Raw genomic sequence first — 23,974 nt, 5'->3', positions numbered from 1 at the left:
TATGATATCTTCGGACTCCATAGAGATTAACCTAGATTCTGTAAGTGAAGGATTGCGTCTATGGATTGATGCCCGGCAGCCAAAAACACTTTTTGATGCCTCTGATAGTGCCTCAGAAAATAACGAAGCAAATATTCAGTTGGTGGAGGGTTGTTTTTACGATTATCAGATTAACAGTGAAGACTATCTGCTTGCAGACCCGTTCGATAACATTGTCCAGGCACATAAGCGCAGGCCCAACCTGGGCACTATTGCTCCTAATATTTATGTGGGGACCCTCGAATTACCGCTGATACAGAATGAGACCGGCGAAAAAATGGCTGACATTTACCTGGAAGTACAATCTGTAAAATCAGGGTATCGGGATGATTATCGGGACATGCTGGCCATGATCACCGAAAAATGTACCGATTTATTATTGCATGCCAATTCACCTGTATCTCACCGCTTTGAAATTGATTTTAATCAGGACAGCAAAACCCTTTATCAGCGTTTTGCATTTGTCAAATCGGTGATTGGAACAGATGAATTTGCTGAGGCCGTTCATAGAATAGTCAGCATGCCTGTTACCAAATGGGCGGACATTTCGGAAACAAGAGATATCCGAAATGTTCGGAGATTTTCTAATTCAAATATTCGGCAAATACTCAGCACGGGAAATCGGACTGTATTGCCCGAAAATCATTATTTAAAAGGGTTTGGGATTAAAACTTTACCAGAGCGAATTACCACTGTTCGAAAAACAGATTCTGTAGATACCCCTGAAAATAGGTTTATCAAATATGCACTCGAAACCTTTCTGAAATTCTGTACAGATATTAATTCCATAGCCAAGGCAAAAAACCACAAAAAACTATATCAGGAGTCTTACTTACTTATTCAGGAGCTAGAGGGTCAATTGCACCATACCGTATTTAGAGATATCTCAAGTCCTAATACGCTGAAGTTGAATAGCCCTGTGCTTCAACGAAAGGAAGGATATCGTGAAGTGTTGCGCGTTTGGCTCCTTTTTGACCTTGCAGCAAAGTTGATCTGGAAAGGTGGCGAGGATGTTTACGGAGCTGGGAAAAAAGACATCGCTACTCTGTACGAATACTGGCTGTTTTTCAAATTACTGGAATTGCTCGAGGATATCGTTTCCATTGAACCGAAGGATATTTCTGACTTGATTGAACCGACAGACGATGGCTTGAGTCTGCGGATCAAGCAAGGGACATCAACTCTCCTTCAAGGAATTTATGATTCGGGAAGTAGAAAAATAAATATCCGGTATACCTATAACCGTTCATTCTCTGGGAAAAGGAATTATCCTGATGCAGGAAGTTGGACTACCGCTTTGAGACCGGATTACACGCTATCGTTCTGGCCTGTTGGAATATCGGAAGCGGAGGCGGAAAGGCAGGAATTGATCGTTCACGTTCATTTTGATGCAAAGTATAAAGTTGCGAACCTGTGGGATTACCTGAACCCGGATACCGAAGGGAAGCTGGACCAGGAAAAAAATGAAAACAGGAAAGGGGTTTACAAAAATGCCGATCTGCTGAAGATGCATGCTTACAAAGACGCCATTCGGAGGACGGCTGGAGCTTATGTGTTGTATCCGGGAGACAAACCTTTAACGAAAAGAGGCTTTCATGAAATTATTCCCGGCCTTGGTGCCTTTCCGGTAAGACCAATGAAGACTGATAGCGGAATTGGAGAGCTAAAGGCCTTTATTCTGGAAATCATGGATCATTTTATAAATAGAGCTTCCCAAAGAGAAAAAACCGCTTTCAGAACTTTTGACATTCACAAAGATCCTCCTGAATCAGATAGTGAAATAAGGGAAGCACTACCAGAAGCCTACCATTCCAATAGAAGCCTGATTCCGGATGAAACCTTTGTTTTAGTTGGTTATTACCATTCAAAGGAACAATATACCTGGATTGCAATAAATAAACTTTACAATTTTAGAATGGGATCAGGTTCGGGTTCGCTTATTTTGGATAGAGAAACCGTGGGATCCAGGTATTTATTGTTACACACTGCGGGAGACAAGCAATCTGGAGACTTATGGCGGATTGTCAGCAAAGGCCCCAAGGTGTTTTCGAAAGAAGACATGATCAAAACAGGTTATCCGGATCCTTCTCAGGATCATTACCTGCTCATACGTTTGGAGCGGGTAAGCGATCCGGAATTTCAAGGGGTAAGCTGGGATTTCAAAAAGCTAGCAAACTATTCCCCCGGAAGGGCCTCAGCTTTTCCGTTTTCCTGCAGCCTGGCGGAATTGATGCGGCACAAAATCAGGTAAGCATTCGTATTTCTTTATAAAGGCAAAAAATAGCCCTGGCAAATCGGTGCTGAAATCAAATCTATCCCGGTTTGATTATCGTGAATAATCAGTTTTCGAATATGGAATAACGTGTTTAAACCCGATAAGGTATTTTAGCAACCATACCTTTATCGTAGCCCCATCCAGGCCCTTATACCGTTTATGTGGTTTTCCTTTTTTGACGCTATCACAGTCATTGAAGGTGATGTATAGATAACACAGGTTTACACGGAGAAAAATTTGAGAAGACCTATACGCTTATGTGGAAGGATCAAAATATCGTATATCGAGATAAGCGATATTTAGTTGTAAATACTTGTAAATCATTTATAAATACCTTATTATTGCGTATCGCGATACATAATAATAATGAATAAAATGAGAATTTCGGTCATGCGACCGCAGGATGTAGTGGTCATTTTGAAGCTCATTCTTGAGCAGGATACTTCCTGGACCCAGACTTCCTTGTCACGAGATCTTCATTTGAGTCAGTCGGAGATTAGTGAATCCATCGCTCGCTCCTCGTATGCTCGGTTGGTTTTTGACAAGGGGCGGATGGTACAACGCCAGGCATTAATTGATTTCATTCAATATGGCCTACCCTATGTATTTCCACAGCAGCCCGGCATGGTTCAACGCGGCTTTCCAACTGCACACAGTGCTTTGCCATTATCCGAGGAAATTGTAAGTGAGGAGAAATACGTGTGGCCATCGGCAAAGGGCACAGCACGAGGACATTCTATTTTACCGTTATACCCATCTGTCGTGCAGGTTATCCAGTCAGATGCTTCGCTGTATGAACTATTGGCACTTGTAGATGCTGTAAGAGTTGGCCGTGCGCGTGAGCGTAACCTGGCCATGGATATGATTAAAAGCAGGTTATTGTGAAAAACACGTTGATCAATCGACTGGCTACCTTGAAAGTGGCCAAGGCGCTGGATGACTTGTGCGAGGAAGTGGTGTTTGTAGGTGGCGCCATGGTCAGTCTTTACATAGATGATCCCTATGCGGAAGACATTCGTCCGACTAAGGATATTGACGTTACATTTCAAATTACCACGGCGTGGGAGTTGGAGCGTATTCGCATTTTACTCAATCAGAAAGGGTTTAAAGAAGCCGCAGACTCCCCGGTAACCTGTCGATTCAAATACGATGACTTGCCGGTAGATGTGATGTCAACACAGGGAATTGGCTGGGCTCCAGGCAATCAATGGTTTTCGAAAGGATTCGATCAGGCTATACCCGTTTTAATAGATGAAACCAAAATTAAGGTATTGCCTTTGCCTTACTTCCTTGCAACAAAGTTCGATGCGTTTTTTCATAGGGGCATCAAGGACGTTTATGCCAGTAAGGATTTGGAGGATATCGTGTACCTGTTTAATCACACATCTGAAATCGTAGATCAAATAGTAATCGCAACTGACGATGCTGGTCTATATGTAAGAGAATCTGTACAACGGTTGATGAATGATCCGATAGCAATGGGTGCTATTCCGGGTCATTTATTCTTTGAAAATGCCGATGAGCAGTATCAGGAAATAAAACAGAAATTTAACAAACTGGCACGTGAGCTTTAACGAACTCAATAGCGTAGAACATTACATCATCCACCAGCTAAGTGAGGAGAATCAAAATGCTAGTGGTGTTCAGAAAGGACAAACAAGTTATAACAAATAAATTACCCGCCCGCAATAGATCCGGAATTTCAAGGCGCTGTCTGGGAATTGATGGGTCTGTCGGGATATAAGGCAAGAACGGGCTTCGGCCCTGCCATTTCCCTGCAGCCTGACGGAATTGATGCGGCACAAAATCAGGTAAGCATTCGTATATTTTTTAAAGGGCGATAAGCAGATGAACTATTGGCTTGCTGTCTATTCGTTGAAAAAAGCGGTTTCATTGATGCCGCCCTGCTGCAGGTTCTCCAGGCGCTCATTTAGGGCATTTGAAATTTCCGGTTCGTTATTTCTGGCATAAATTTCCTTTAAAGCAATGAGCGTCTCCACGCTGTTCGGGTTGATCCTTTCCGCACTCTGGAAATAGGGAAGTGCCTTGCCAAAGGCAGCGAATACTTCAGCTTCCCTCTTTTCGTATTTCTCCATCCCCGCTGCGCTGAAGTCCCGGGACAGCTCTTTCAACGTCGTCGTCAGACCAGCAGCGCGGTTGTAGTACAGGGTACCGCTGCTATACAGCGCGTCGAAATTGGTCGGATCTTTTTCCAGGGCCTGATGGTAATAACTGAAGGCCTGGTCGAAGTAGTTCCCGACCAGGTCGCTGTTTCCGGCAGCGGATTCGCGCTGGTACAAGTTATCGTATACCCCGCCCAGTGTGATATAGAGTGTCAGGTTGTCCGGTTCGCTTTCGATGGCCATTTTCAATTTATCAATGAGTTCATCGGGTCGGTTGAGTTTCAGGAAATGGTTGATCTCGGCAAACAGCAGGGATACTTCCCCGGGATATTTTTCCCTACCGGTCTTCAGGTACTGGTAGGCAGTTTGCAGGTCGGCGTCTTCGCCGCTGGCATGGATGGTGTACAGGGATTCATAGATAGCCGCCTGATCGTAATTCGCCTGGTAGAGCTCTTCAAAGAGCGGCCTGGCCGCTTCTGTCATGTTGTTGTTCAGGGCCGCCAGGGCCGTAGTGTATTTCTGGTCCATCATGGCGATGGCATCATCCAAAACGCTCTCCTGGCCTTCTTTCTTCAGGATTTCATGGGCGGCCAGACCCGAGGAGAAGTTGAGATAAGCCGATCCGTAGTCCCGGGTTTCGAAGGCGTAGATCCCAAAGTTGTACAGGTGCCCTTGTGATTCCTGGATACCTTTCAGCACATCCCGAAGAAGATACCCCGGCGAATTGATAGCCTGTGCATGTTTTTCTACAGCAGTTGCATGCGCGTTAAAAGCCTTGACCGCTACACCTTCTACCTGCGGAAGTTCATCTAAAGAACCCAGGCCGGTCTCTTTCACAACGACGATCTGGCTAGCCAATGTGTTCAATATTTCCCCTTTCAGGATGTAAAATTTCGGATCGCCCACATCTTCGCCAACAGGGTCCGGCAAGATGGCGGCTAGGGCTTCCTTAAGCCTTTCTTTTGAAGCATGGGGATCGAGATTGTAAGCGGTCATGGCTCTCGCAGCGGCTTTCGCATCTGCATGTTGCGCCTGTACCGAAACGGCAACGAAAACAAGGGCAAGCATTCCTGAGATTATTTTATTCATAGCCGTTTAAATTTAATGGATCAGGAAACAGGGGTTTTGATCGTAAAAACCAAATTAGCGCATGTGAATTGGGATTCAGTAAGTTAGGAAATGTTTCTGTTAGAAACTGTCAAAACCTTTATTCTTTTTTTTTGCCAAATGCTGGCCGGTCCTTTTCGTTTTGGGAGAGATCGAAATGAGGATGGAAAGCCTGCCTGTGAAAGGTCAAGTTGCTTCCTGCCAAAAGTCCTGGACCCAATGCTTTATGTACCTCAATGGCAGCACCATTAACCTGGTAAACTAAATTCTTTAGGAATCGCCTGGTTATTTTCATCTATTGCAAGCTTTGGACCAACACAATATAAATTTTTCCCGAAAAAACCACTAATTTCTATTGATTCAAATTGGCCATTTTTTACATTAATCTCGTTATTGTAACCAATTAAGTTTTTTGTGGGCAAATTTATTAACAATCAACCCCTTCGGTGCCCTTATGTACTTTATAGGGTTCTATTGCCTAAACACAAACCACAGTAGAAAAGGGAAACTTTTAATTTGGAATCATTTGTCGTAAATTAAGGCTTTACCAAACTTCTTAGCGATTTTTAGGGTTTGCATTATTTATTCAATCTAAAACCAACCAGCCCTGCATGACTTTACCGATAATCATTGCTTTGTGTATATTGATGCTCTCGGCCTATTTTTTCGATATTACTTCGGCCAGGACCAAAATACCCCCTGTGATCTTGCTTTTTGCCCTGGGATGGGCAGTAAAGCAGTTGGCGGAGATCTTCTGGCTGGGCATTCCGGACCTCAGTACGGTACTCCCCTTTCTGGGCACCATCGGGCTGGTGCTCATCGTATTGGAGGGCTCCCTGGAACTCGATTTTGACCAATCCAAGTTCTCTTTTGTGGGCCGGGCCATTTTGATCGCCATCATACCGGTATTGGTTTTCAGCTTTGGTATGGCTTTCGTTTTCCGTCAGTTTGCAGATGTCACCTTCAAAACCGCTCTGCTCAATGCCATTCCCTTCGCTGTGATCAGCAGTGCCATTGCCATCCCCTCGGTAAACAACCTGAGTGCGAAAAACAAGGAATTTGTCACCTATGAAAGTAGCCTTTCAGATATTTTTGGTGTAATCTTTTTCAATTTTCTCCTGGAAAATGAAAGGATAGGTGTGGCCTCGGTGGGCTATTTTTTCGGAGAAATTGTATTGATACTCATCATTACGTTCGTGGCCAGCATTATCCTGGCCTTTCTGATCAGCAGGATCAAGCATCCCGTTAAATTTGCGCCGATCATATTGGTCATTGTGCTCATTTTTGCAGTCTCGGAAATGTATCACCTGCCGGCATTGATATTTATTCTGCTATTCGGCTTATTTATCGGCAACCTCAACCAACTCAAGCAGCAGTTGTTTGTCAAAAAATTGCATACCAAAAGTTTCAAGAAGGAGATTAGAAAATTCAAGGAGCTGACCATGGAACTCACTTTTTTGATACGCACCCTGTTTTTCCTGGTTTTCGGCTTCCTGATCAATACCCGCGAATTGATCAATACCGAAACGCTGATCTGGTCGCTAACCATCACCGGCGGTATTTTTCTACTGAGGGTATTGATCCTGCAGGTCTTTAAAGTAAAAATCCTCCCGCTATTGTTTATTGCTCCGCGTGGCCTGGTGACCATATTGCTCTACCTCAGCATTCCCGCTTCTTTGGCGATCGATATTGTGAACGATTCCCTGATCATACAGGTAATTATCCTTACCTCTGTGGCCATGATGGTGGGCATGCTCACCGCCAGGCCCAAAGCGGCGGAAGCCCCGAAAGAGACCGGTTGAGCTGCATTACAGACTGATCCGCGCCGTAGGCTACCAGTGGATCCGGCCCGCAACAGAAGTGGAAAGATGCTACCTGGACATGCCCCTGGCCATTACCGGAATGATCATTTCTACCTTTCCCCGGCGAATGCCGTAAATCCGGACGTACAAATTGATGACCGGGTCACAGTGCGGCACGATCACCTCCAGTCTGTCTCCAACACGGTAGGTCTTATTGGAGCGGTCAAAAGTAATGGTACCGTATTCATCCGACCCGGCATTGTAGCTAAAATCCGGCTCGCCGATGACCATGCCGCCGGGCTTGTTGATGGTAAAGGCCTTGGCCCCAGAATCGGTAATCAGCCGGTTTGGATGATTGGTATTGATCACGGTGCACATGACAGTAAGGGAAGGATCAAAATCGTCGTAAAGGGTATCGTTATCCCGGCTGCCGATAGCCATGTACTGGGTATCCATAAAGAGATAGCTGCCTACCTGTACATCGGTAAATCCGGGCACCTCGCCCATCATGTCATAGGTGCCGGTGCCGGCTCCACTGAAAATTTCTACATTCAATCCCGATTTTACCATGCTTTCATAGGTAGCCACCACGGGTTCAAAAGTCTGAATGGTACGGGCTTTTCTGGCGGCATGCCCGCGCATATGCTGCGCACCGCCATCATAGGCCAATATTCCCAAAAAGCGAAGGTTTGGAGCACGGTCTACCAGCTGCGCCAATTCAAGAGCAGGCTTCCCGGTTGGCACTCCCGACCTTTTGATCACATCCAGGTCTACCACTACATCTGCGGTAACCCCCGCAGACCGGGCTGCATCCTGCAGCTCAGCTGCATTTTTCGGGTTGTCCACCGCCTGGATAAAACCGGGGTGCCTTTTCCTCAGGGCCATGGCTTTTTCTATCTTTCCCTTCGTCACGTTTACCCCTGTCATGAGCACCTGGGGTATCCCGTTTTCGAGCATGATTTCAGATTCAGACAATTTTGCAGCGCACACACCGACAGCGCCTGCGTCCATCTGCAGTTGCGCCAGGTAGGGACTTTTGTGGGTTTTGACATGGGGGCGTACGCCAATGCCCGAGCCCTCAAGGGCCTGGTGCACCTTTTTGAGATTGGCTTCCATCACCTCCAGCTCCAGACAGAGGGAAGGAGTCTCCAGCTCCCATTTGGAAAGGCCGATTTCGCTGTTGCTCAGAAGAAGTGGCTGTCCTGCGGGACTTTTTCCCGGAAGAAAAAATGCACCGCCAGCCATACCGGTGTACTGAAGGAATTTTCTGCGGTCAAAATGATGTGCCATGGAAAGTGGTTTTGGTGAGTTTAAAAATAAGTAATTTGGTTGAATGCAACCTTATGATTTTACCGCAGCGGGTAATATTTCTCTAAAATCAACCAGTCCCGGCACAATGGGTGAAAATAATTGCCTTCAGCCTCAACCCTAAGATTTTCTCTTCCTCAAAAAAGAGCTATATTGAAATGACTTTAGAAAATAGCATGCAACAAATCGCCATAGTAAAACATGGAGCAGCCAGGGAGGCTTTCGAGCTGCAGCAGGTCTCCCGCCCCACACCCGCATCCGGTCAGGTACTGGTAGAGGTGGAGGGCTTTGGCTTGAACTATGCCGACGTAATGGCCAGGAATGGCCTGTACAAGGAGGCGCCGAAAATTCCTTTCGTACCCGGTTATGAGATCACTGGTCGGGTAGCAGGTATGGGTTCCGATGTGCCGGGGGAATTGCAGGGCAAACGCGTGGTGGGATTTACCCGTTTTGGGGGCTATGCCGATGTAGCACTGGCAGACTACAGGGCAGTTGTACCCATTCCGGAAGACATGCCCGGGGGAGAAGCTTGCGCTCTCGCTACGCAATATTGTACAGCCTACTACATGACAGACTACCTGGGCAGGCTGCATGCGGGGGAGACAGCGCTGATACATGCTTGCGCCGGGGGCGTTGGCACGGCTCTCACCCAGCTTTGTAAACGCAGCGGGCTAAAGGTGATCGGACTCTGCAGCTCAGCGCAAAAAGTTGCTTATCTGGAAAAAACAGGCGTAGATTTTCCTGTCAATTACAAAGAGGTAGATTATGCACAGGCCATTGAAAAAGCCTTTGGCAAGAGAAAGATAGACCTGATCTTCAACACCGTAGCAGGCAGCAGCATCAAAAATGACTTCAAGCTGCTTTCCCATGGGGGCCGGTTGTTTTGCTTTGGCGGGGCTGCGCGAAGCGGACAAAAAGCACATTTGTTCAATGATCTGGCATTTTTACTGAAAACCGGTTTTTTCAGCCCCCTGTTTATGATGATGAAATCCCATACCCTTATCGGGGTAAATATGTTGCGCCTGGCGGATCACCGCATAGACATTATCGGCCAATGTCTGCATGATTTGGTCGATTTATGGAAAAAAGAGGAGGTCAAACCCCATGTAGGGGGGACATTCGCTGCCAGGGATATAGGGGCGGCACATGAATTGCTTGAATCCGGTACCAGCACCGGCAAAGTGTATGTACAGTGGTAATACAAAGCAAACCCTTACCAGTAGACGCCTTTTGCCGGCTGTTAACCGATTTCAATACCATTAAATCAGAGGGAAATAGATGATACTCTTGTTTTTTTATTTGTTTCTGGCCATAGGAGTATCATTTGTATGTTCCGCGCTGGAGGCTGCCTTGTTAAGCATTACTCCGTCTTATATCGAATCACTGAAACAAAAAGGCAAAAGCTACGGCAATACGCTTGAAAAGCTCAAGAGTAACGTGGACCGTCCGCTGGCAGCAATATTGAGCTACAATACCATCGCCCACACGGTAGGTGCTGCAGGGGTGGGCGCTCAGGCTACAAAGATCTTCGGAGAAGCCTATTTTGGACTGATCTCTGCGCTACTGACCCTGGCCATCCTGGTTTTTTCAGAAATTTTCCCGAAATCCCTGGGCGCTACCTATTGGAAGCAAATGGCACCCATTATGGGTAAAATCCTCAATTTCATGATTCTATCCATTTATCCGCTGGTAAAGGTGTCGGAGTGGATGACCCGTTTCTTCAAAGACCAGGGGGCGAAGCAAACCAGTAGGGAAGAAGTGGCGGCGCTGACCAATATGGCGACCAGGGAGGGTGTTCTGGAGGAAAATGAATCTAAAATCATTTATAACCTGATTCGCTTTCAGTCCATATTGGTATACCATGTGATGACACCAAGAACAGTGACGGTTGCCCTGGAAGAAAACATGGGTTTGAAAGAATTTTTGCTGCATCCGGGAATTAAAAAATTTTCCAGGATACCCATTTATGAAGAATCCATCGATCAGGTTACGGGCTATATTTTGAAGTATGATGTGCTGGAAAAGCTGGCTCAGGACCAGTTTGGCTATGTATTGAAGGACCTGAAGAGAAATATTATCGTGGTAGCGGTGGAAGATCCTATTCCGGAAGTCCTCGAAAAGCTGATGCAGGCGCGGGAGCACCTTGCCATGGTTACCGACGAATATGGAGGCCTGGCCGGTATTGTGACCATGGAAGACATTCTCGAAACGCTGCTTGGACTGGAAATACAGGATGAAACGGATGGAGTAAAGGACATGCAGGAACTGGCCCGTATGAAGTGGAAGAAGCGGGCGATGAAAATGGGTTTGTTTCCACCCGGAGAAAATATAGATTAAATGTTTTTGGACTTCACTCCATGAAATAAGCGATACTTCATGAAAAAATACCAAACAGAAATCAAATGGGGACTCATATTTGGGCTGATGAGCCTGCTTTGGATGGTGCTGGAGCGGGTGGCAGGACTTCACGGGCCGTACATTGAGCAACATGCCATTTATACCAATTTTGTGGCTATTCCGGCCATTGCCATTTACGTTTTGGGTCTTTTAGAAAAAAGAAAAAAATACTATGGCGGAAGCATGAGCTATGGACAGGGCTTCAAAGCGGGGCTTTTTATCACCCTGGTGGTAACTCTTTTGACGCCATTGACCATGTGGCTTACCCTAAACGTTATTACTCCGGATTTTCTGGACAACGCGGCTGCCTATGCAGTGGCATCCGGAAATATGGAAGAGCAAGCCGCAAAAGAATATTTTTCCAAGCGCAACTACATGATTCAAAGCATCGTGGGGGCACCGATAATGGGCATTTTGACAGCGGCGATAGTAGCCTTGTTTACCAGGAAAAAATAAAACCCGCTGCCACTGCCAAAAATCAACCCCAGGGATAGATTTGTTGGGTTTTTTAGGTACCTTCCAACAATTCATTCCATTTTATATCATGAAAAAACTCTTGTTTTGGTGGTCAGAGCTAAAGTCTACTTTTTGGTTTGTACCAGTTTTCATTATCCTTTCCGGCATCTTTCTGGCAGTTATGCTGGTATACTGGGACAGCCAATCGGACTTTGATCCCAGCGAAGTCACCAAATTCTTTTTTCCCGGCAGCCCCGATGCCGCCACGGATATATTGACCATTATTTCCGGCGCCATGATCGGAGTAGCCGGCACGGTATTTTCCATTACCCTGGTGGCGCTTACCCTGGCGAGCAATCAGTTTGGGCCGAGAATGGTCAAAAATTTTATGTATGACCGCATCAACCAAACTGTGCTGGGTACCTACGTATCCCTTTTCATTTATTGCCTGATCGTACTCAACACTGTAAAGCATGCGGGAGATATGGAATTTATTCCTTACTTTTCTGTGGCTTTTTCCCTGCTTATGGCGATTGCCAATATCATCCTGCTGATTGTATTCATTCACCATGTAGCCACAAGTATACAGGCAGATTATATAATCGGCAATATCTCATTAAACCTATCCCACAGCCTGAAAAGCCTGTTTCCACAAAATATGGGAGAGGATTTGGAAGAGCATGATCCAGAAGGGGTAAAAAGCGGCTACAACCAATCTCAGCACCTCGGTTGTGGTTTTGACGGGTATCTCCAATACATTGATAGCGAGGGATTGATGAATGATGCAAGGGAGTTGGACATTTTTATAGAATTGTACCATCATCCGGGAAGTTATCTGGTTAAAAAGCTGGACCTGGGCAAAATCTATTCCAATAAAAGCCTTGCAAAAGACGACCTGGATCGCCTCAGGAAGCATTTTCTGGGAGGCAAAACAAGAACTCCGCAACAGGATGCCGAACACGCCATTCACCAGATGGTAGAAATAGCGGCAAGAGCGCTTTCTCCTGGCATTAACGACCCATATACGGCAATTTCCTGTATCGACAACCTTTGTAGCAGCCTGACATACCTTACCCAGGTGCAATTTCCCTCTCCCTACCGGAAAGACGACTCCGGCAAATTGCGCATACAAGCAGCTGTCCTCACCTTCGATGGCATGATGGATGCCGCATTCAACGCCATCAGGCAGTTTGCCAGAGACAGTCCGCCGGTGATCATCCGGCTGATGGAAGGCATGGTGACGCTAAACAAATTTGCACAAACTGTGGAGCAGCGGGAGGCAGTAAAAAAACACGCGGAAATGACCTGGAACCTGGCGAAAAAGCAATTTGATGAAGCAAAGGATTTGGATGATTTGGAAAAGCGCTACAAAAAAATATCCTGAACCGTAACATCCTTTACAAAGGAATTATTCGTAATATTGCATCCCATCAGCATTTGGGCTGATTGAAATGGAGATTTTAAATAGGCTTATATTAAAAGTGCTTAAAAGATTTACTTTTTTTCCTGCATTCGGGTGTGTGCTGTTTTTCATTTTACTGTTGGCAGGAATAATTTCTACCGGTGCTCAGGCCCAGCAGTATTCCATAGGTGTACAGTCGGGAATGTTTACTCCCAATGATTATGGCAGGTACCCGGGTGCCCGATTGGGTTATTCCATGGGCCTGAGTTTTGATTACCGGTTTCAAGGTAAGCTATCTCTAGGCTCCCATTACCAGTTTGGAAGTTTTACCTATGCCCCGGAGGGCTCACAGCACTCCGGGCTGCCGCAAAGGTCGGCGGTAAGCGTACACCTGATCTACTGGACGCTGCAAAGAAATTTTGCATTCGGAAAGGATTGGAATCTGGCCGTGGGCTCTGGTCCAGGATTCTTCCTGGCCAGCTTTCCCGACGAAAGGGATGTACAGACCGGCTTTGCACTTTCCAGCCGGGATTTTAGCATGCCCCTATTGCTGAATTTATCCAGACCTCTGGGCAGCATCGGTACCGTAGGGCTTAAGTCGGGTTTGTTTTTTACGCCGTTTTATGCCATTGGCGGTTTCCATTTGGGGCCTGAAATCCGAATCCTATTCTGATGATGAATTTCAAATCGACCATTTTATTTCTTTTGCTGATTGGTCTGGGACATTTTTCGAAGGCCCAGGGCCTGGAAAGCCGGATAGGGCTGGGATCCTTTGCCCTGAACCGCGACTATGGCTACGAAAGACCGGCTCGGGGCTGGAACTTTTCGGTAGGTTTTACCTATGACTGGAGGCCGGACTGGGCGATGGGCACGGTGTATAACCGCTCCTTCAATACCTATTTTCGCGAATCTGTGGCCGAAACCCCATTACTGAATGGGAGTCTGCCCACGAGAAGTGAGCTCATTTCGGATCACTTTTCGTTCCTTATTGGCAGGAAATTTCCCCTTCCGCTGTACCTGAGAGGACAGATTGGCCTGGGCCTTGGTTTGGCGATAGACGAAAACCGCTTCTACCAACCGATATTCTTCGATGAAGATCGCGGCGCCTACCGGGGCTTTAACCTGGTAGAACAATACCAGATAGGGTTGATTTTTCCTGCTCAGATCTCCATCCGCAAAAACCTGGGGGATCGTTGGCGTTTAGGTCTGGAAGCGGGACTGTTTATGGACGATCGCCTGCGGGTGCGCAGTAGTTTCTGGGGGCCAGCCATTCATTTTAGTTTCTGAAAAAAAGCTATCAATATCACAACACAACTAAATGTTAGTAAATAAACTAAAAAATAGTTGTGTAATTAAAAAAGTATTTATGCATTTATTTCATGAAAGAACTGAACGAAAATGAAGAAAAGGTCATGCTCATACTCTGGCAGTTAAAAGAAGCCATGGTAAAAGAGATCATGGACAAGATGGAGGAACCTGTGCCTCCATACACTACTGTTTCTTCCATTGTACGTCTCCTGGAAAAGAAGGGCTACGTAGACCATAAGGCATATGGTAAAACGCACGTTTACTTTCCTGCTATACCCCAGGGACTCTACAGAAAAAGAAGGTTCAATAAAATGATGGCTCATTTTTTTGACGGATCGGTGAGCAATGTATTGTCCTTTTTGGTTCAGGAGAAAAAGCTGACAAAAAAAGAAATAAAAGAATTGCAGCATATTGTCGATCAAATGGAAAAGGAGGAAAAGTGATGTACTGGATTGAATATGCTATCAAAGCCAATATAGCACTTCTTTTTCCTTTGAACAACTGTCCGGCCCGGATGTCAGTGCCATGGTGGCCGGAGGAGAGGCGCTGCATGTAGGCGGCCGGTTTTTGATCCGGGCAGACGGAAGCTACAAAATATTTGATCCGAAGGGGAACCAGAATGGAGAAGGACACTGGGAGGTAAATGATGGAATTTTAAGGACCAGTACAGCGGACCAGCCGGATCAGGAATATCAGCTCATTGAACTGAATGAGGATAGTTTGGTGACTCTACATCAGGTAAGCATGGACACACCTGAGGGAGAGGTCAAAGGTAAAATCAAACTTACTTACACCCGATAAAAATTTATCCTAAATAACTAAAAATCCGTTATAAAACTAACTTCCCCTGGATCCTGTCACTGATCAGGATTTCTCCAGGGGGAGTTCGATTAAAAGAAATGAATCAGGCAAACAAGTCATTGACTACATTTCCGGCCACATCTGTGAGCCGGAATCTTCTCCCCTGGTGCTTGAAGATCAATTGCTCATGGTCCACCCCGAAGAGGTGCAGCAGGCTGGCATGAAAATCATGTACATGTACGGGATCCTGAGTCACATTGTAGCCAAAATCATCGGTAGCACCATAGGAGAAACCTGGCTTGACACCGGCACCAGCCATCCACATGGTAAAACACCTGGGGTGGTGGTCGCGTCCGTAGTTGGTTTCTGTGAGCGTACCCTGACTATAAACCGTCCTGCCAAATTCACCTCCCCAAACCACCAGGGTATCTTCCAAAAGGCCCCTTTGTTTTAAATCCTTGATCAGAGCCGCCGTGGCCTGATCTGTTTTGGCACACTGGTTTCGGATACCCCCCGGCAGATTGCCATGCTGATCCCAGCCCTGGTGATACAACTGGACAAACTTGACATCTTTCTCGATCAGTTTTCTGGCCAGCAGGCAATTGGCGGCGTAAGTTCCGGGATCCCGGCTGTCTTCACCATACAGATCAAAAACCCAGTCGGGCTCATCAGATAGGTCGCTTACCTCCGGTACAGAACTTTGCATGCGAAAGGCCATTTCATACTGCGATATCCTGGCATTGATCTCCGGGTCCCCGTAGGTATTGTATTGCAGGCCGTTCAGCTCCTTCAGGTAATCCAGCATTTCCTTTCTGTCTTCTCCCTCATAATTTTCAGGATTGCTAAGGTACAAAACCGGGTCCTTGCCCGAGCGGAACTGTACGCCCTGGTGCTGGGAGGGCAGGAAGCCATTGCCCCACAGCCGGGCATAAAGGGGTTGGTCCCTGACGGCATTTTTGGACACCAACACCACAAAGCCGGGTAGGTTCTGGTTTTCTGATCCCAGTCCATAAGACATCCAGGCACCCATGGAGGGCCTGCCGGGGAGCTGGTGGCCGGTTTGCATAAAAGTAATGGCAGGATCATGGTTGATTTGCTCGGTGATCATGGACTTGATAAAACACAAATCGTCTACCACTTCAGCGGTGTAGGGCATGAGTTCGCTTACCCAGGTGCGGCTCTGTCCGTACTGGTTGAATTCAAAGGCAGACCGGGCCACGGGAAAAATGCTTTGGTTGGCACTCATGCCGGTAAGCCGCTGGCCCCCGCGAATGGACTCCGGAAGATCCTTCCCATGCATCTTGTCCAATGCGGGCTTGTAGTCATACAGGTCCAGTTGGGAGGGGCCGCCACTTTGAAACAGGTAGATGATCCTCTTGGCCTTTGGCGGATGATGGGGCAGTCCGGGTAATCCCCCGCCGGGACCCAGGCTTTTTGCCATCAGACCATCCTGGGTAAAAATAGAGCCCAGGGCCAGTGCGCCCATGCCCATGGCCGTTCTGGACAGAAAATCCCTTCTACCCATCTTTTTTTCCAGTTCGTGGAGCTCTGGTATGCCCTGAAATCGGTGTTGTTTATGGTGATGACACATGTTATCTTTTGGTTATGGTAGCATCCGAGTTTAGGATAGCACTGGCTACCACCGTATTGGCGGCCCATGCCAGCCTGTCTGGATGAGCTTCTACCGGGTAGGAACCGGTATTGAGCCATCCGGCTGTTTTTTCGGGTGCATCTTTAAATTTGTCGAGTTCATTGTCCCTCAATGCCAGTAAAACATCGATTTCCCGGTTTTGCGGAAGCCTCCCGGTAAGTTTTCGGAAGGCTTCCCGGATGCCCTGCCGGGCATCCTGGTGCCGGGTGATACTGGCCCCCATTACTTTGGCTATTTCAACATATATGGGATCATTCATCAGCACCAATGCCTGCAGCGGGGTATTGGTTTCCTGCCTTTTAATGGTGGATTCAGACCGTTCCGGGCTGTCGAAAATGTGCAGGGTAGGGTGGGGGACAGATCTTTTCCACAGCGTATACAGGCTGCGGCGGAAGAGGTTTTCGCCGCTATCTTCGGTGTATTGGCCGCCGTTGACCGACCAGAGACCGTCGGGCTGGTATGGCTTCACGCTGGGGCCGCCGATGGTTTTGCCCAGCATGCCACCAGCCATCAGCGCATTGTCCCGGATCATTTCTCCCGGCATCCTTCCGGAGGGTCCCCGCGCAAGCCAGAAGTTTTCCGGATCCTTCTCCAAAAGTTCCGGGTTGGTCACCGAAGACTGCCGGTAGGTAGCGGACATAACGATCATTTTCTGCAGTTTTTTTACATTCCATCCAGACTCCCGGAAAGTGACCGCCAGCCAATCCAGCAATTCCGGATGGCTGGGCATTTCTCCCTGGTTGCCAAAGTCTGCTGCGGTAGCCACCAGGCCCCGGCCAAAAAACTGCTGCCAGAGCCGGTTTACCGCTACCCTTGCGGTAAGCGGGTGGCGTTCATCGCAAAGCCATTTGGCCAGGCCGAGACGGTTTTTGGGGAGATCGCTGTCCATAGGCAAAACGGATTCCGGCGTGCCGGCATGTACCTCTTCTCCATGGGCATGGTATTCTCCTCTTTCCAACACATAGGTAGGCCGTCTGGGCTCCATGTCCTGCATGATCATGACCTCCTGGACCGGTTCTACAGCTTCAGCCTGTTTTTTTCTGGCGGCTTCCAGGGATTGCCATTGTTTGTTGTAGGCCGAAGAAATATTTCTCCAGTAATAGCTGGTTAATAACTCTTTTTCCTGGGTGGTAAGAGCCGTAGCTGCCTTATTCTTCAGAGCTTTAAGGGCTCCCGGCTGAATCAATGCCATGATTTCCAAAGCAGTGAGCTCCCTGTCATACACCTGAAATTCGTCCACCGTAGCCCCCTTGAGTCCTTTGCCTCTCCATACGGCCCCTATCTGCAGCCCTGGCTGTTGATTGCCCGGAAAGAGTATGTCCTTGTAGAGATTGTCCCTGTGCATCTCGCTTTCCATCAAATGACCGTTTAGATATACCTTTAGTCCACTGGCCTTTGACGAGCCATCGTAGGTCATCATCAGGTGTATCCACTCCCCGCGTGGCACATCCTCCTTACTGAGGTTGATGATGGCATTGTAGGGGGCAGTATGGGCAAGCGTCATTTCCAGGCGGTTATTTTTCAGATAGAGGTGGTAGCCTCGCCTGTTGTACAATACCGCGCCAGTCCCGGTATGAAACAGGGCACCATTTTCCAGTTGCTCTGGAATATTGACCCAGATACCTACACTGAAATCTTGACTTCTGCCAAAGCTACCTACTCCTCCCATCCGGAGCCAGGCATCTCCATCAAGAAGTGCGGCTTTTCCCTTTTTGCCGCTTACCAGCTCGGGTTGCTGGTTTTTTACTTCATTGCTTTCCATCACGCCGGTGATCGAAGGTTGCAGCCGGTTTCGCATGGGTACCTGCTCAAAATCAAAATGGGCCTGTAAATGACGGTTGGGGCCGGCAGCATCAATTTTCCTGTATTGCTCCTGGCTGATCCAGTCTTCCAGTGCAGCAGCCTGGTCTTTTCTGATTTGCTCAAGTGTATTTTCCGCCTGGTCCACTTCGTTTGTGAGCATGTCCAAAAGGCTGTCTTTTGCGGTATCCGTCCAGAGCATGGTTGGTACCGGCATGGCATTGTCCCAGGAAATCTGACCAGCCTCGTCCACCTGGTTAAAAAAGCTGCTCAGTTGGAAGTATTCCTTCTGACTGACAGGATCGTACTTGTGGTCGTGGCAGCGGGCACATTCCAGACTCAGGGCCATAAATGCCTTTCCCAGCGTATTGGTGCGGTCTGCCACATATTCCACGCGAAATTCTTCTTCTACGATGCCTCCTTCCATATTTTGGGGGTGGATGCGGTTAAATGCTGTGGCCAGCATCTGGTCTTTTGTGGGATTGGGCAGGAGATCTCCTGCCAACTGCTCCAGAATGAACTGGTCGTAAGGCATGTTCTGGTTGTAGGCCTGAATCACCCAGTCCCTCCAGGGGGACATGTCGCGGTATCGGTCCACGGTATATCCGTGGGTATCGGCAAAGCGGGCAAGGTCCATCCAGTGCATGGCCATTTGTTCACCATAATGTGGAGATGCCAGCAGCCGGTCTACCTGTTTTTCATAGGCCTGCCGTGAATCGTCGTCTAGAAAAGCATCCAGCTCCTCCAGACTGGGAGGCAATCCGGTAAGGTCCAGACTCAGTCTTCTCAGCAGCAATTCTTTGTCTGCCTGTTCCGAGGGACTGAAGCCGTTTTCCTCTAGTTTCCGGCCTACAAACAGATCAATGGGCTGTTCAGACCATTGCCGGTTATCAGTATCGGGCAAAGCCGGCAGCGAAGGAGTAATAAATGCCCAGTGTTTTTTATATTCCGCACCGGTTTTGATCCATTTGACAAGTATTGCCTTTTGGCGAGCAGATAGCGTAAGGTGTGATTCCGGACTAGGCATCAGGTAGTCGGGATCAGACGAGAGAATGCGGCGAATCACCTCGCTTTTTCCCGGATTTCCCGGATTGATGGGAATGAGGCCACTTTCCTTTGAGGCAGCATAAGCCGCATCGGCCAGGTCTAGCCTGATCCCCGCCTCCCGTGCAGCTTCGTCGGGTCCATGGCAGGAATAGCAATTGTCGGAAAGAATGGGCTTGACATGGTGGTTAAAGTCCAGTTGCTCCGGCAGATCCGCCATGGCCATTTCTACCTCGTCCGGCAGATCCGGCGTACAGGCAAAGACCAGAATGATACTTAATAGGTATAAAATACGATGCAACATTATTTTACCTGGGACAAATGGATGAATAAATCTAAAATTAGCCGAAATTTTACTCAGTTCCCATATTTTCATAAAATAATAAGCCCTCTGGTGGAAAGGAATTTCCCTTGTATTCCTTTGTCCGTTAGCGCATTTTAAAATTGGCCTCGTTTTTGAAATGGAGCTATTCTATCTAAAACCAACGATTAATTTACCATGAAAAAGCTACCATTTATCTTCACTTTAGTGCTGCTGGGAGGCATGGCTTCCTGTGTTTCGAAAAAGAAATATACTTCCCTGCAGGGAGAGTTGTACAGCACCCGGGCTGAGTTGGCACAGACTACCACAGAAAAGGAAGCATTGGAGGCCAAATTTGAACAGATCGAACGGAGGGTCGCAGAGTACAATGCCAAGATCAATTCCCTTCGCGGTGACAATGAGCAATTGCTGGAGAGAACCGGAAAGATGATGACTCAAAATGGAGATATTCTCGTCTCCGAGCAACTGAGAAAACAGTTGGAACAGACGATCAGCCAGATCGATACGGAAAAACTGGCTCAGGCAAAGACGCTGGAGGACTCCGTGAACCTGGCCATCTCTCATAACCTCTTTTCGGCCATAGGCGGCCACGAAGAGGGACAGGACGAGGATATCGTAATCGATGTGGACAAGACGGTGGTGATGATATCGGTATCAGACCGTCTGCTGTTCAATACCGGTAGTTTCCGGGTAAACCAGCAAGCCAATCCGCTGCTGGAGAGGTTGTCGGCAGTGATCAATTCTGAGCCCAGCCTGGAGGTAATGGTGGAGGGACACACAGATCCCAGATCTATCTCTACAGCTACCGTTCAGGATAACTGGGACCTGAGCGTAAAACGTGCTACGTCTATCGTCAGGAAACTGGTGGAGGAACACGGTGTGGCTCCGGAGCAGTTGATCGCTGCAGGGAGAAGCAGTTTCTTTCCGCTCGTAGAAAATGATAGTCCGGAGAACATGGCTAAAAACCGCAGGACACGGATCATTCTGATTCCGGATCTGGACAAGTTTTTTGCGATGATGTGATCCCAAAGAGAAGCCCGGTCATGTGATCGGGCTTTTTTATGTTAAAGATTTCCTCTTGCAGGCTGGGGCCGTTTAGCCCGATGGCCGGCACCGATACCTCCGCTGTTAGGATGAATATTCATCGTTGTAGATGACGGGCATTTGTCCTTTCCATTTTTCCCAGAAGCTATCTTCTTTGATTAGCTTTGCCATAACATGTCCTACATTTATTCTACTGGTTTTGCCCGGATTAAAAATCGCGCTCCTGCTGGGTGAAGGACAAAGCACATAGTCACTTACCTCCTTCCGGTCTGTAAGTGTGTCCGGCCGCACCACCACCCATTCAATAAAAGGATGGGATTGGCCGATTTGGCTTCTAATATATTCGGCCGCCGCTTCATTGTCGGTATGAGGGGGCAACACCACCCGGATCAGGCGGATCAGGCATTTTTCTGCAAAGGAGATGGGTTCTGACAGGTCCCTGTTTTGGTTTCCTGCCGTATTCATGAGGAGGAGTTTTACCGGCTTTTCGGGTTCGTTTAAGGAAATGGCCTTGCAAAGCAGTTGGATAGCCTGGCTTACCAATTTCCGTGGTTTCCCGTAAATCCCCTTCCAGGTCAGGTTGTGGCCCAGACAACAGGCTACTGCATGACAATTCCTGACAAGGGTAGCCAGAGAGGATTCATCGGTTTTTGATATCTCAGCCCGGATGATGTTGATATTTTCATCCTCCGACCAGACATCCGGTATTTTTGCACCCGGGCGAACGATAACCTTGACGTTTTGACCCGAGTGCAGCAGTTGGCTTACGAGGTGCTTTCCTGTGGCACCACTTGCACCTAAGACTACTGTTTTATGGTTTACCATAGTTATATTCCCTTACATCAGTAAAACTGCTCAGTGCTTAAATTCTCTCAGTCGGAACAGCATTCAGGATGATATTCATTACATGTATTTCCAGGTACTAACGGACAGGGGAACCTGTAATATAAATCTTTTCGGGCCTAATCAGAATATCTATTTAAATAGCCGGATATAATCGTCAAACCAATACTGTTTTCCTCTTTTTGCTCCCGTGAGCCATTTTAATAAGCCTTGACGACAAGGGTAAATCATCAAGAGATTTAATTGCTGAATTCAGTGCATTGATATAGTTCTGAACCTCTTCCCAATCATCACGTTGCTCTTCTTTAAGCTCTTCTCTGTCTTGCAACGCCTCTTCAATATTCGTTTTGGTCCCTTCTATTTTACTAGATTTGGTAGCTTCCTTTAAAACGTGCATGGAAATAAAGAGATCAATGTTTGGCGTGTGTTCCGAGTACATGTCAAGTCTACCAAGCTGTCTATCTGCCTGGCTTAATAGCTCTATTACCTCCATATCATCAAGCGTCCATTCTCTATTTATCTCTTCAGAGATAACGCTTTTGAAGGATCCTTGATTAATGTAGGTCCCCGCTTTAAAGTTCTTCATGAAAGTTCTTCATGGTTTATTCATTAGTATTTTCACTAATTTAAGAAAATAATTAAAATCTTTAATAAGGAAAGGATGTTTTTAAGAATATGGTGAAATTCTTTAAAAAAAATTGTTGTTTTTAAACTTTTCCCAATGCTCTGCCAAAGTGTTCTTAATTTATCATGCAATGGAAAGCCAATCTAGCAGGTTCCCAGGTTTTGAAGGAGTTTGGATATAGGTTATCGTGAATTTGAGGGAGGTATCTCCATTTATCTCCTTAATAACTTCAATCGGCATGGCTGACCGGGATCCGGTTCAAGATTTGTTTTAATTTCTTCCAGTTGGGTAGACGATGATCCATAAGCGATTTAAAGGTATGGTCCTGGTGCCTTTCCAATAGGTGTACCATGGAAAGGTTTTTCCTGGTGGGCTATTCCGATAAAAACCAGCCTTTAGAAATCTTTATTCCACCTGGGACAGTGAGTGGCCCAAGCTACTGAAAATGGCCTCATCTACCGAATCCTGAAAATTGATCAGGTTGAGTTGAACTGCTGCTTTCCCTTGTTTGCTGCTGAGGTTTACCTGAAGAGGAAGCCCATCTACGCCGAATTGCTCAAACTGCTCCAGCTCATCCTGCGATTTTCCGGCCCCTACCGTTTGATAACTTAAGATTTGCATCATGTTGAGCGGGATCTCATGGGTAATCCACATCTCGGCTTTATAATCACTGCTTTCGGCATATACCTTTTCGCAGGAATAGCCTTCAATGGTCCGGGATTCAAATCCTGAGGTCGGCGGTACCTGGGTCACAGAAACGATTATTTCGTCCCAAATTTTTCATTCTCGCCTAAATCCGGGGTTTCTGATGGTTTCAGGTTGGATTTGGCAATTTCGAATAGCTGTACCAGCTTGTTGTTTTTTGAGTCCCAATGCTCTCCTTTATGTATTTTGATTTCCAGCATCGCCAGGTCAGGATCTTCTTTTCCATTCTCAAACCAGGCAGCTACAAATGGATTCCAGTATTTGTCAATCAATTCCTTGTCTTTAGTAATGTTGCCTTTTCCGGAAAGGGATACATATACATTGTCTTTGGGATTGCTGAAAGTAAGGCAGGTATCCGTATCATTTGCGATTTCAAAGGCTTTGGCGTCGCTTTTAGAGGTGTAAAAAAACAGGGTGCCGTCGTAGGCGTCCTGCACCAGGCTCATAGGCCGCGCCCTCAAGCTTTCATCTGTTTCGGTAGTTTTGGTGACAAGCATCCCCACTTTAATATCCTTGATGAGGTTCCAAATTAATTTCTTGTGTTCCGGACTCGACATATCTCCTTGATTTTGAGTGAATAAAATGAAATAAGCTAGCTGAAAAAAATTGTTCTACAGAAAAATTTTCCAGCAGCCCATCATAGGAGTGCAAAAGACATTCCAAAAAGATTCAAATGTTCACCGGGATAAACTTCTCGTCTACCAGACGTCTGAAAGCAAAGAAACCCTGCTCCGAAGAACAAGGTTAAAAATGTTTATGTACCTACCCTGCATCCCTGGCCCAAGCCTAAAAATGTCCTTGGGGACATTTTATTAACGGCTTGTCCTCGCTGGGGCTTCCCGAATCAGCCCGCAGCCGGCCCTGCATCGGGATAAACTTCTCGCCCATACCAGACGTCTGAAAGCAAAGAAACCCTGCTCCG

At 47.0% G+C, this 23,974-nt stretch carries 21 protein-coding genes; 13 read left to right on the top strand and 8 right to left on the bottom strand.

Annotated elements, in window-relative coordinates; translation table 11 throughout:
- Window position 1 precedes the first annotated feature (1 nt).
- The 3 genes from BUB19_RS00110 to BUB19_RS00100 all read left to right on the top strand — a co-directional run bounded on the left by BUB19_RS00110 (window position 2) and on the right by BUB19_RS00100 (window position 3,888).
- Window positions 2-2,290 carry a DUF2357 domain-containing protein gene (locus tag BUB19_RS00110; protein ID WP_073089824.1) on the top strand — a complete coding sequence of 763 codons (2,289 nt, stop codon included), beginning with the start codon at window positions 2-4 and terminating at the stop codon, window positions 2,288-2,290.
- Window positions 2,291-2,680: 390 nt separating this feature from the next.
- Window positions 2,681-3,199: a hypothetical protein gene (locus tag BUB19_RS00105; protein WP_245802741.1), complete on the top strand. Its 519-nt coding sequence runs from the start codon at window positions 2,681-2,683 to the stop codon at window positions 3,197-3,199.
- Entirely contained in the window at window positions 3,196-3,888 is a 693-nt protein-coding gene (locus BUB19_RS00100) for a nucleotidyl transferase AbiEii/AbiGii toxin family protein (protein ID WP_073089821.1), read from the top strand. The genes BUB19_RS00105 and BUB19_RS00100 overlap by 4 nt, the downstream gene beginning before the upstream one ends.
- Window positions 3,889-4,182: 294 nt before the next feature.
- Here the strand turns inward: BUB19_RS00100 and BUB19_RS00095 are convergent, their stop codons facing one another.
- Window positions 4,183-5,526, bottom strand: a complete 1,344-nt coding sequence (locus BUB19_RS00095; RefSeq protein ID WP_143155866.1) for a tetratricopeptide repeat protein — start codon at window positions 5,524-5,526, stop codon at window positions 4,183-4,185.
- Between the two features lie 629 nt (window positions 5,527-6,155).
- Between BUB19_RS00095 and BUB19_RS00085 the strand changes: the two genes are divergently transcribed.
- Complete coding sequence (locus BUB19_RS00085; protein ID WP_073089814.1) at window positions 6,156-7,346, top strand: cation:proton antiporter; 1,191 nt, start codon at window positions 6,156-6,158, stop codon at window positions 7,344-7,346.
- A 69-nt stretch (window positions 7,347-7,415) separates the two neighbouring features.
- Here the strand turns inward: BUB19_RS00085 and BUB19_RS00080 are convergent, their stop codons facing one another.
- Entirely contained in the window at window positions 7,416-8,636 is a 1,221-nt protein-coding gene (locus BUB19_RS00080; protein WP_073089811.1) for a DSD1 family PLP-dependent enzyme, read from the bottom strand.
- Window positions 8,637-8,812: 176 nt separating this feature from the next.
- Between BUB19_RS00080 and BUB19_RS00075 the strand changes: the two genes are divergently transcribed.
- From BUB19_RS00075 to BUB19_RS00040, 8 genes are all read left to right on the top strand, one after another.
- Window positions 8,813-9,853: a quinone oxidoreductase family protein gene (locus tag BUB19_RS00075; protein WP_245802740.1), complete on the top strand. Its 1,041-nt coding sequence runs from the start codon at window positions 8,813-8,815 to the stop codon at window positions 9,851-9,853.
- Window positions 9,854-9,932: 79 nt separating this feature from the next.
- Window positions 9,933-10,991: a CNNM domain-containing protein gene (locus tag BUB19_RS00070; RefSeq protein ID WP_073089808.1), complete on the top strand. Its 1,059-nt coding sequence runs from the start codon at window positions 9,933-9,935 to the stop codon at window positions 10,989-10,991.
- A gap of 39 nt (window positions 10,992-11,030) precedes the next feature.
- Entirely contained in the window at window positions 11,031-11,507 is a 477-nt protein-coding gene (locus BUB19_RS00065; RefSeq protein WP_073089805.1) for a DUF4199 domain-containing protein, read from the top strand.
- An 88-nt stretch (window positions 11,508-11,595) separates the two neighbouring features.
- Window positions 11,596-12,891 (top strand): DUF2254 domain-containing protein, encoded by a 1,296-nt coding sequence (locus BUB19_RS00060; protein ID WP_073089802.1) that lies wholly within the window; start codon window positions 11,596-11,598, stop codon window positions 12,889-12,891.
- Window positions 12,892-12,988: 97 nt separating this feature from the next.
- Window positions 12,989-13,582 carry a hypothetical protein gene (locus tag BUB19_RS00055; RefSeq protein WP_143155865.1) on the top strand — a complete coding sequence of 198 codons (594 nt, stop codon included), beginning with the start codon at window positions 12,989-12,991 and terminating at the stop codon, window positions 13,580-13,582.
- Window positions 13,582-14,196: a hypothetical protein gene (locus BUB19_RS00050; protein ID WP_073089795.1), complete on the top strand. Its 615-nt coding sequence runs from the start codon at window positions 13,582-13,584 to the stop codon at window positions 14,194-14,196. Before BUB19_RS00055 ends, BUB19_RS00050 begins: the two co-directional genes overlap by 1 nt.
- Window positions 14,197-14,288: 92 nt before the next feature.
- Window positions 14,289-14,660, top strand: coding sequence for a BlaI/MecI/CopY family transcriptional regulator (locus BUB19_RS00045; protein WP_073089792.1), 372 nt, complete (start codon window positions 14,289-14,291; stop codon window positions 14,658-14,660).
- Window positions 14,661-14,742: 82 nt separating this feature from the next.
- The gene (locus BUB19_RS00040; RefSeq protein WP_073089786.1) at window positions 14,743-15,018 is read left to right on the top strand and encodes a hypothetical protein; all 276 of its coding nucleotides are present in this window, start codon (window positions 14,743-14,745) and stop codon (window positions 15,016-15,018) included.
- Between the two features lie 103 nt (window positions 15,019-15,121).
- On the opposite strand, the gene BUB19_RS00035 is transcribed toward BUB19_RS00040, so the two are convergent.
- Together BUB19_RS00035 and BUB19_RS00030 are read right to left on the bottom strand one after the other, a co-directional pair.
- On the bottom strand, window positions 15,122-16,609 hold the full coding sequence (locus BUB19_RS00035) for a DUF1501 domain-containing protein (RefSeq protein WP_073089781.1): 1,488 nt from the start codon (window positions 16,607-16,609) through the stop codon (window positions 15,122-15,124).
- 1 nt (window position 16,610) lies between these two features.
- Window positions 16,611-19,817 (bottom strand): DUF1553 domain-containing protein, encoded by a 3,207-nt coding sequence (locus BUB19_RS00030; RefSeq protein WP_073089779.1) that lies wholly within the window; start codon window positions 19,815-19,817, stop codon window positions 16,611-16,613.
- Window positions 19,818-20,012: 195 nt separating this feature from the next.
- Here BUB19_RS00030 and BUB19_RS00025 point away from each other — a divergent pair, with 195 nt between their 5' ends.
- Window positions 20,013-20,858, top strand: coding sequence for an OmpA/MotB family protein (locus BUB19_RS00025; RefSeq protein WP_073089777.1), 846 nt, complete (start codon window positions 20,013-20,015; stop codon window positions 20,856-20,858).
- Window positions 20,859-20,963: 105 nt separating this feature from the next.
- On the opposite strand, the gene BUB19_RS00020 is transcribed toward BUB19_RS00025, so the two are convergent.
- The 4 genes from BUB19_RS00020 to BUB19_RS00005 form a co-directional block, all read right to left on the bottom strand.
- Window positions 20,964-21,704 (bottom strand): NAD(P)-dependent oxidoreductase, encoded by a 741-nt coding sequence (locus BUB19_RS00020; protein WP_073089773.1) that lies wholly within the window; start codon window positions 21,702-21,704, stop codon window positions 20,964-20,966.
- A gap of 175 nt (window positions 21,705-21,879) precedes the next feature.
- Window positions 21,880-22,308, bottom strand: coding sequence for a Fic/DOC family N-terminal domain-containing protein (locus BUB19_RS00015; protein ID WP_084096866.1), 429 nt, complete (start codon window positions 22,306-22,308; stop codon window positions 21,880-21,882).
- Between the two features lie 444 nt (window positions 22,309-22,752).
- A complete protein-coding gene (locus BUB19_RS00010) occupies window positions 22,753-23,100 on the bottom strand; it encodes a DUF4412 domain-containing protein (RefSeq protein WP_073089770.1) in 348 nt (115 codons plus the stop codon).
- An 8-nt stretch (window positions 23,101-23,108) separates the two neighbouring features.
- On the bottom strand, window positions 23,109-23,609 hold the full coding sequence (locus tag BUB19_RS00005; RefSeq protein ID WP_073089766.1) for a pyridoxamine 5'-phosphate oxidase family protein: 501 nt from the start codon (window positions 23,607-23,609) through the stop codon (window positions 23,109-23,111).
- Between the last annotated feature and the right edge of the window lie 365 nt (window positions 23,610-23,974).

Source organism: Cyclobacterium lianum (assembly GCF_900143075.1).
Classification (GTDB): Bacteria; Bacteroidota; Bacteroidia; order Cytophagales; family Cyclobacteriaceae; genus Cyclobacterium; species Cyclobacterium lianum.
The sequence above is the reverse complement of the archived record's forward strand: the minus strand, read 5'-3'. Positions and strand labels throughout refer to the sequence as shown.